The organism is Streptomyces alkaliphilus, assembly GCF_014141535.1.
Taxonomy (GTDB): domain Bacteria; phylum Actinomycetota; class Actinomycetes; order Streptomycetales; family Streptomycetaceae; genus Streptomyces; species Streptomyces alkaliphilus.
The window spans coordinates 1-7,034 of sequence record NZ_VKHT01000162.1 but is presented as its reverse complement, the minus strand read 5'-3'; the positions used below and the strand labels follow the sequence as shown (position 1 = coordinate 7,034).

Genomic DNA, 7,034 nt, shown 5'->3' with positions numbered 1-7,034 from the left:
GAACCGGGGGAACCCCGGGGACGGGCGGTGGAACCGCGGACGGGACACCGGCGTCCGCGGGGACGCCGGTCACGCGCCGCGGGCGCGGCGTCAGGGGGTGAGTTGGGCCAACCCCTCGGCGGCGATGCGCTCGAAGACCTTCTGATCGGCCTCGAACGGCGAGTCGGGGATGGGCCAGTGCAGCGCCAGTTCGGTGAAGCCGAGTTCGGCGGCCCGACCGGCGAAGTCGACGAAGGCGTCCAGGGATCCCAGCGGTCGGTGGTCGGTGAAGCCGGTCAGCAGGATCCGGCCCAGGGCGGCGGGCTCGCGTCCGGCCTCCTCGCAGACCGCCTCCAGTCGTTCGACCTGACGGGCCAGATCGCGCCAACCCTGCTCCTCGCCCGCCGCCGGATCACCGGGCGGGGTGTCGGCCGGACTGCCGATGGTGACCCAGGCCTGGCCGTGGCGGGCCGCCAGGCGCATGCCGCGCGGGCCGCCGGCGGCGACGGCGAAGGGCAGGCGGGGGCGCTGGACGCAGCCGGGGATGTTGCGCACCTCGTGGGCGGAGTAGAAGTCGCCCCGGTAGGAGACACCGGTGGGGCCTCCCTCGCTCAGCAGGCGATCGAGCAGGGGCACGAACTCGGCGAAGCGGTCGGCGCGTTCGCGCGGGGTCCAGGCGTCGTTGCCCAGGGCGGTGGCGTCGAAGCCGGAGCCGCCGGCGCCGATGCCCAGGGTGACCCGGCCTCCGGAGACGTCGTCCAGGGTGATGAGTTCCTTCGCCAGGGTGACCGGGTGGCGGAAGTTGGGGGAGGTCACCAGGGTGCCCAGGCGCATCCGCTCGGTGGCCGCGGCGGCGGCGGTGAGGGTGGGCAGGGCACCGAACCAGGGGCCGTCACGGAAGGAGCGCCAGCTCAGGTGGTCGTAGGTGTAGGCGGTGTGGAACCCCAGCTCCTCCGCGCGCCGCCAGGTGTCCCGGCCGCCGTCGGCCCAGCGTCGCACCGGGAGGATCACGGTGGACAGGCGCGGGACGCCCGGGGTCGACGGAAGCGGGGGGTAGCAGTCGGAATCAGCCATGGGGGGCAGCCTAGGCCCTTCGGTGGGCCGGGGGGCCTCCCCCGGCCATGGCGCAAAGCGGCGCACCGCGGCTCATCCGGGCTCACGACCGCACACATGTGCCGGCATATGCGCGATGATGTGCCGTTGTGACCTCTCCCTCCCGCCTCTCCGCCGCCGCCCTTTCCGACCGTATCCGCCCGAAGATGATCGTCACGGATCTCGACGGCACTCTCCTTCGTCGCGACAAGACCGTCTCCGACCGCACGAGGGCCGCGCTCGCCGCCGCCGACGCGGCGGGCATCGAGGTGGTCTTCGCCACCGGCCGACCCCTGCGGTGGTTGCGGGTGGTGGACGGCGTGCCGGGGGCGTCCACGGCGGTGTGTGCCAACGGCGCCGTCGTCGCCGACCTGCGCCCCGACGGGCACCGCGTGACCCGCCTGCGCCCGTTGGACAACGCCGCGGCGTTGCGCGTCGTCTCCGCGCTGCGCGCCGTGGCGCCGGGAACCTCCTTCGCCGTGGAGAGCACCGGGGGCATGGGTTACGACCCCCATTACCCGCCCCTCTTCCCCGACGCCGGGGCGACCGTGGGCCCCGTGGAGGAGCTGCTGAGCGGCGCGATCGGTCCGGATGCCCCGGAGGGCGCGGGGCCCGGTGGCCCGCCCACCGTGGTCAAGCTGCTCGCCCACCACACCGAACTGACGCCCGACCTCTTCCTGGACCTGGGGCGCGGAGCCGCCGCCGGGGACGCCGACGTGACCCGCTCGAGCCCCAGCGCCCTGCTGGAGATCAGCGGCGCCGGGGTCACCAAGGCCAGCACGCTGGCCGCCCACTGCGCGCTGCGGGGCATCTCCGCCTCGGAGGTGGTGGCCTTCGGTGACATGCCCAACGACCTGGAGTTGCTCTCCTGGGCCGGCGCCGGTGTCGCCATGGCCAACGCCCACCCCGACGTGCTCGCCGCCACCCCCTGGCACACCGCGGACCACGAGGAGGACGGTGTGGCGGTGGTCGTCGAACGCCTGCTGGAACTCCCCCCGGCGCCGGCCGGCTCCGCGCTCCCGGCGATGAACCGGCAGCCGGGCTGAGTGCACATCGGGGTGACTGCGCGAGTGCGCGGCAGATGAAGGCGGCCGGGGATTCTCTGCCGCACAAGTCCGCCGATCATGCGGCATATTGACGACGGAGGCACCCGAGTAGGTGGTGTGGTGTCGCCGCCGTGTCGGCATTCACCTGAATGGGTGACTCGGCGCGGTTGTGGGAGTCCCGGATCCGGGCCCCGGGTAGCGGGGAGGAGATGCCGACGGCACCTCCCCAATACCCGTGAGGAGGTGCCGTCGGTGTTCCCGTGGTGCGAGGTCAGACGGCTCGGCCGGTGAGGGTCGCGATGAAGGTGTTCCAGGCAGGAGCGGGGAGGGTCAGGACGGGGATGGTGATGTCTTTGGAGTCGCGGACGGCCAGTCCGTCGGGGATGTCGGCGACCTCCACGCAGGCTTCGCCGCCGTTGCTGTAGGTGGACTTGCGCCAGCCGACATCCGGGCCGGTGGTGGTGCGGTGGTGGTTCACGGGGTACTTCCTTCCATGGCTCTTTTGATGGTCTCCCGGGAGTCGTCCACCGGCAGTGCGGCGGCCAGGACCCGGTCGAAGGCAGTCTCGAAGACCTTCACGTCGTCATCGGCCTCGACGAAGTATCCGCCGCGCAGATTCTCCAGGAAGACCACGGTGGGCCATGGGTGGGGGAATCTGACGACCTCGAACAGGCCGAGCATTCCGGGGTGGGCGGTGGCGTCCAGCGGCATGATCTGAATGGTGATGTTGGGCAGGTCCGCCATCTCCAGCAGGTGGCGCAACTGTTCACGCATCAGCGGCGGATGGGCGGCCGAGCGGTAGTGCAGGGCGGACTCGTGGATCACCGCCCACAGGTTCAGCGGGCCCTGGGGTCGGGTGAGGATCGCCTGCCGGGTCTTGCGGACCTCGGCGAGGGCCACGACCTCCTCCGGGCTGCGGGTCAAGGCGGTGGCAGCGATGATCTCCCGCGCGTAGGCCCCGGTCTGTAGCAGACCGGGGATCAGGTTGGAGGCGTAGATGCGGGTGGTCTCGGCGTCATCCTCCAGCGAGATGTGGTCCTTGTAGACCTGGGCCATGACGTTTCCGTAGGTCTGCCACCAGCCGCGCTTGCCGGCATCCCGGGCCAGGCCCTCCAAAGCGGCGGTCAACTCCTGATCCCGGACACCGTAGGAGGCGAGCAGGGTACCGATCTCGGTCGGTTTGATCTGTGCCTTGGCGTTCTCGATGCGGGACAGCTTGGTGGGGTCCCAGCCCATCGCCGCGGCGGCGGTTTCCAGGCTGTGCCCGGCCTGGTTGCGCAGGTCTCGAAGGCGTCCGCCAAGACGCCGCCGGCGGAGAGTCGGAACGGGCTTGATGGTCGGCATGGACGCTGAATCCCTTTCGGGTACCGGAGCCGGCGATCCGGGTTTTCGCGGACCTTTTCCGGGTGTTCGGAACTGCTTACGGGTGCAGTGTGCCTGCGATCGGGTGTGCACGTCCATAGAACCCACGTTCTGTTCCTGTGAATTCAATCCGCAACCTTGCGAATCCTGGATTCAGTCGTGCATGGTGATCCCGGGTTGCGGTGACTGTGCCTCAAGTCACAACGCACCGCGTCTCCGCATGACTTCGCTCTGTCCGGAACGTCCCAGCCCCAAGGACCACCGCATGCCCGGAAGACTCACCCAGGCCCCGCCCCGGCAGCCCAGCCCGAAGCATCAGACGCCCCGACCTCCCTCCGGCAAGATGCCGTTGACGGAGGTGAGGATGGATGTCGGCCTCGCCCTGGTACTGGCCGGGAACGGCCGGGCCACCGGACCCGCCGTCGCAGCCCTGCGCGACCGCCTGGTCACCGCGATCATCGCGCTGGAACCGGAGGCCACCGCCCACGTCGCCGCGCTGAAGAATCCCACCGAGCGGGCCGCGCACACCGCCACGATCCGCCAAGCCATCACGCTGGCCGAATCCGGCGGACGCGCGGGGCCGGACAGTACACCCGAGCACAGCCTGAGCCTGCTCGGGAAAGCGGCCGATGTCCTCGGCCGCCTCGCCCACGGCCACCGACACCGGGTCGCCCGCGCCGAGGGGAGGCCGCTGCCGTGATCGGCCCCCAGCCGCGCGACCCCGGGAAGAGGCCCGTTCCCGTGAAGGACTGCGTCACCTGCATCCACCTCGCCCGTTTGCGCGAGCGCGCCTCAACCGCCGGAGACGGTTCGGCCGTCACCGATGCCAACGTACGGCTGCGGCGTCACCAGGGCGAGGAGCACCGGTGATCCGCCCCCTTCGCCGCACCGTCCGGAGGATCGCGGCCTTCACCGGCCCGCTGCTGCTCATCACCGTCTCGTTCGGCTGCGGCTTCGTGATCGCCGTCGCCTGGGCCACCTCCCCATGAACCGGCCACCGGGCGGGCGGAGACAAGCAGGCCCGCCCGCCCGGCGGCCCACCACACCGAAGGAGATGCGATGCACGACCTGATCGCCAGCCCGTTCCTGGGCCAGCACATGCTTCTCCGACCGGGAAGCCAGGCCGGACTCCTACTTCCCGAAGCCCGCTACGACGAACTACGCGCCCACAACCCGCACGAACCCCTCCCCGCCTGGTTGGCCGACACCGTCCGCACTCAGTGGGGCACGGACCTCGCCGGCCGCCCGCTCGCCGACCACGTCCTGGTCCGGGAGCCGTCCACCCGGGGCTACGGCCGCGCCTCATGGGAGATCAACCTGGGCTGCAACTACCAGTGCAAGCACTGCTACCTGGGTCTGAAGGTCTACTCCGGCATGCCCCTGGCGGACAAGCTCCGCTGTCTTCGGATCATGGCCGATGCCGGAGTGCTGTGGCTCCAAATCACCGGCGGCGAACCCACCGTGGACAAGGACTTCATCCCCTCCTACCGGGCCGCCTACCGGCTGGGCATGATGCTCACCGTCTCCACCAACGCCTCCCTGCTGTGGCGCGATGACCTGCTGGAGATGTTCCGCACCCACCCGCCCTATCGGGTCACCGTCTCGATGTACGGGGCCACCAAGGACTCCTACGACGAGCTGACCCAGCGCAAAGGCGCCTGGGACCTGTTCGTCCGTGGCATGGACGCAGCCCGCGAGGCCGGGCTGCCGCTGCGGATGAGCGTCATCGTCACCGAGGACAACGCCCACGAAGAGGCCGCCATGGTCACGCTGTGCGAGCGCTGGGGGGTGGAGTACAACGTCTTCACCAACATGACGCCCACCATCTACGGCGGCGCCGAGTCCCTGACCGCGCAGTCCAAGGACCACCTGCGGATGCGCAAGCCGTTCACCGGCTGCAACGCGGGCCACACGTTCTTCCACACCGACCCGCACGGCCTGGTCTCCATCTGCAAGATCGGCCGCGACGACCAGATCAGCCTCCCCGCCGAGGGGATCGAGGGTCTGGCCCGGCTCGGCGCCATCGCCGACCGGCTCATGCTTCGCACCGGAGGCTGTCAGGGATGCCAGCTGTCCGGTTCCTGCACCGTGTGCAGGCCCCTGGCCAAGCACTACCAGGAGGCGAAGGCACCACTGGAAAGTTACTGCCAGCACGGAATGAAGAGGTGAAACCCATGACGGCGGTACCTGTCGAGATCGCCCCCAGGCGTCCGCTCCCGGACGACCTGCCCACCCACGGCAACCTCGCCTACGCGACGCGGCTCGTTGAGGAGCCCGCAGCCCCGATCACCGAGATCACCCCGGTCGCCGACCTGGACACGGTGATGGACGCCCTGAAGTGTTCGTGCAACGCGGGCGACGACAACCCCCACTGACCCATCGGGTCACAACCGCTCGGGCCCCGGCGCATCCGCGCCGGGGCCCGAGCCCTGTGCGGCAGAAGAGTAACGTGCGGTCATGCGCTTCCGCTGGGACCGGATCACCCCTTTGATGACCGTGCCGTACGTGCCGACCCTCGGCCCGGTCCACCCCGCCGCTGTCACCGCCGGCCTCTTCGAGGCCATCGCCCGTATCGCCGGAACCGGCGACTTCCTGCCCTGGGACAAGGACCGTCGCTGGCCCGGCCCCAAGAGCGAACATCTCCTGACCGACGACGTGCAGCACCACGACGGAGACCTCGCGCTCCTGCCCACCCTCACCCGGCGGACCGATCACGCCACCATCAAAGTCCACGTCTACGGCAACGGGCCCGGCAGCCTCACCGCCGCCGCCGACCTCGCCCGCAAGCTCGCCGCGATCCACGACGCCGCGGCGGCCCGCATCGTCTGGCTCCTCGGCCCCGACCAGCCCGAGACCTACGCGGTGGGCGTCGGCACCCGCGTACAGCTCAAGACCTTCGGTGCCGGCGAGCAGGACCCGGCCCCCGCCGACATCGCGCCGTACGACCGGCTACCGACCCCCGTCCAACGCTCCTTCACCCCGTTCGCCGAGGCCATGAAGAACGACGGGTTCGCCTTCCTCCACCAGCAGATGCAAACCGGCCACCACGGCCCCGTCCTCACCATCACCCACCACGGCCGGGTCGCCGGAGCCATCGGCCCCCTGGAGACGATCACCGACCCCACAGGCCGCACCCAGCTCCTCCCCCAGTACTTCGGCGTCCACCCCGACCACCGCGGCCACGGCTACGGCCGGGCCCTGTGGCGTGCCGCCATGAACTGGGGCCACCACCACGGAGCCGACTACCAGCTCCTCCAGACCGAAGTCGGCGGCGCCTCCGACCGCCTCTGCCAAACCGAAGGGCTCACCTCCCTCGGATACATCTGCACCCGCACACTCTGACTCTCCCCCGACACGAGGCCGGTCGTCCGATGGCCCGTCCTTCACAGCAAAATCTCCATGGCCTCGGAGGCTCTGAACAGCGCCGGACCTCTACCGCCCCGGTGACCCCACCGTCCCGATATCACCGGCGCCATCCCCCGTCCCGGAACGTCGGGAGTGGCCCCGTTCGCGCGGTGGGGCGCGGCGGTGGCGGCCGACCCCGGGGAATCGGGG

General features: G+C 70.6%; 10 protein-coding genes. 7 read left to right on the top strand and 3 right to left on the bottom strand.

What is annotated here, in order from left to right; genetic code table 11:
- Positions 1-90 precede the first annotated feature (90 nt).
- Entirely contained in the window at positions 91-1,053 is a 963-nt protein-coding gene (locus FNQ90_RS07940) for an LLM class flavin-dependent oxidoreductase (RefSeq protein ID WP_143618826.1), read from the bottom strand.
- A gap of 128 nt (positions 1,054-1,181) precedes the next feature.
- On the opposite strand from FNQ90_RS07940, the gene FNQ90_RS07935 reads away from it, so the two are divergent.
- Positions 1,182-2,117, top strand: a complete 936-nt coding sequence (locus FNQ90_RS07935) for an HAD family hydrolase (protein ID WP_407699323.1) — start codon at positions 1,182-1,184, stop codon at positions 2,115-2,117.
- A 271-nt stretch (positions 2,118-2,388) separates the two neighbouring features.
- Here FNQ90_RS07935 and FNQ90_RS07930 read toward each other — a convergent pair whose 3' ends face one another.
- Positions 2,389-2,595, bottom strand: coding sequence for a DUF397 domain-containing protein (locus FNQ90_RS07930; RefSeq protein ID WP_182605725.1), 207 nt, complete (start codon positions 2,593-2,595; stop codon positions 2,389-2,391).
- Complete coding sequence (locus FNQ90_RS07925; RefSeq protein WP_182605724.1) at positions 2,592-3,461, bottom strand: helix-turn-helix domain-containing protein; 870 nt, start codon at positions 3,459-3,461, stop codon at positions 2,592-2,594. Before FNQ90_RS07925 ends, FNQ90_RS07930 begins: the two co-directional genes overlap by 4 nt.
- 283 nt (positions 3,462-3,744) lie before the next feature.
- Between FNQ90_RS07925 and FNQ90_RS07920 the strand changes: the two genes are divergently transcribed.
- The 6 genes from FNQ90_RS07920 (at position 3,745) to FNQ90_RS07900 (ending at position 6,821) form a co-directional block, all read left to right on the top strand.
- Positions 3,745-4,179 (top strand): hypothetical protein, encoded by a 435-nt coding sequence (locus tag FNQ90_RS07920; RefSeq protein ID WP_182605723.1) that lies wholly within the window; start codon positions 3,745-3,747, stop codon positions 4,177-4,179.
- Positions 4,176-4,349, top strand: coding sequence for a hypothetical protein (locus FNQ90_RS07915; protein ID WP_182605722.1), 174 nt, complete (start codon positions 4,176-4,178; stop codon positions 4,347-4,349). The genes FNQ90_RS07920 and FNQ90_RS07915 overlap by 4 nt, the downstream gene beginning before the upstream one ends.
- Entirely contained in the window at positions 4,346-4,468 is a 123-nt protein-coding gene (locus FNQ90_RS28070) for a hypothetical protein (RefSeq protein WP_267133026.1), read from the top strand. Before FNQ90_RS07915 ends, FNQ90_RS28070 begins: the two co-directional genes overlap by 4 nt.
- 70 nt (positions 4,469-4,538) lie before the next feature.
- Entirely contained in the window at positions 4,539-5,648 is a 1,110-nt protein-coding gene (locus FNQ90_RS07910; protein ID WP_182605721.1) for a radical SAM protein, read from the top strand.
- A gap of 5 nt (positions 5,649-5,653) precedes the next feature.
- Complete coding sequence (locus FNQ90_RS07905; RefSeq protein ID WP_182605727.1) at positions 5,654-5,854, top strand: hypothetical protein; 201 nt, start codon at positions 5,654-5,656, stop codon at positions 5,852-5,854.
- An 82-nt stretch (positions 5,855-5,936) separates the two neighbouring features.
- On the top strand, positions 5,937-6,821 hold the full coding sequence (locus FNQ90_RS07900) for a GNAT family N-acetyltransferase (protein ID WP_182605720.1): 885 nt from the start codon (positions 5,937-5,939) through the stop codon (positions 6,819-6,821).
- Positions 6,822-7,034 lie beyond the last annotated feature (213 nt).

What these genes read in the sequence shown, in the direction of transcription:
- FNQ90_RS07940 (WP_143618826.1), bottom strand. Translation starts at nt 1,053, where the DNA reads ATGGCTGATTCCGACTGCTACCCCCCGCTTCCGTCGACCCCGGGCGTC.
- FNQ90_RS07925 (WP_182605724.1), bottom strand. Translation starts at nt 3,461, where the DNA reads ATGCCGACCATCAAGCCCGTTCCGACTCTCCGCCGGCGGCGTCTTGGC.
- FNQ90_RS07920 (WP_182605723.1), top strand. Translation starts at nt 3,745, where the DNA reads ATGCCCGGAAGACTCACCCAGGCCCCGCCCCGGCAGCCCAGCCCGAAG.
- FNQ90_RS07910 (WP_182605721.1), top strand. Translation starts at nt 4,539, where the DNA reads ATGCACGACCTGATCGCCAGCCCGTTCCTGGGCCAGCACATGCTTCTC.
- FNQ90_RS07905 (WP_182605727.1), top strand. Translation starts at nt 5,654, where the DNA reads ATGACGGCGGTACCTGTCGAGATCGCCCCCAGGCGTCCGCTCCCGGAC.
- FNQ90_RS07900 (WP_182605720.1), top strand. Translation starts at nt 5,937, where the DNA reads ATGCGCTTCCGCTGGGACCGGATCACCCCTTTGATGACCGTGCCGTAC.